Source organism: Maccoyibacter intestinihominis, from assembly GCF_040096355.1.
GTDB classification, from domain to species: domain Bacteria; phylum Bacillota; class Clostridia; order Lachnospirales; family Lachnospiraceae; genus Maccoyibacter; species Maccoyibacter intestinihominis.
In genome coordinates this window covers 1-769 of sequence record NZ_JBBMEX010000039.1, presented here as the reverse complement: position 1 = coordinate 769, position 769 = coordinate 1, and the positions used below count along the sequence as shown (strand labels likewise).

Here is a 769-nt window from a genome sequence, read left to right as displayed (position 1 = left end):
GTTGAATTGCAGACTGGTTCTATCACAGGACCGGTCTGTAGTAGATTTTAAGCACTATTTTATAAAGTTTTTATAAATTGGAGGTTATATCATGAGTTATATTCCTTATGTCATTGAACAGAACAGCCGTGGAGAACGTTCTTACGACATCTATTCAAGATTATTAAAAGACAGAATTATATTTCTCGGAGAAGAAGTAAACGAAGTGACTGCAAGCAGTATTGTGGCACAGATGTTATTCTTAGAGTCAGAAGATCCGGGGAAGGATATTAATTTCTATATTAATTCACCGGGAGGCATTGTACCCTGTGGATTTGCAATTTATGATACAATGCAGTATATTAAGTGTGATATTTCTACCATTTGTATCGGTATGGCTGCGAGTATGGGAGCATTCCTGTTAGCCGGTGGTACAAAGGGCAAGAGAATGGCATTGCCGAATGCTGAGATCATGATCCATCAGCCGTCCGGCGGAGCAAAAGGACAGGCAACGGAGATCCAGATCGCAGCAGAGAACATTTTAAAGACAAAGAAAAAATTAAATGAGATTATCGCTGCGAACACAGGAAAACCGATCGAGCAGGTGGCACAGGATACCGAGCGTGATTATTACATGAGTGCCGAAGAAGCAAAAGAATACGGTATCATTGACAGTATCATTACAAACAGATAATTGTGAGTAAAAAGTGAGGGCAGCTCAAAATGAAGATTTGACAATTTTGGGATATCCTCGTTGTAGATTGAAGGGAGAGTATATGGCAGGACGTAA

Annotated in this window: 1 protein-coding gene; it reads left to right on the top strand. The window is 39.9% G+C overall.

Annotated features, from left to right (window positions below; genetic code table 11):
• Positions 1-91: 91 nt before the first annotated feature.
• On the top strand, positions 92-673 hold the full coding sequence (gene clpP / locus WMO43_RS14115) for an ATP-dependent Clp endopeptidase proteolytic subunit ClpP (RefSeq protein WP_353531589.1): 582 nt from the start codon (positions 92-94) through the stop codon (positions 671-673).
• Positions 674-769: the final 96 nt, after the last annotated feature.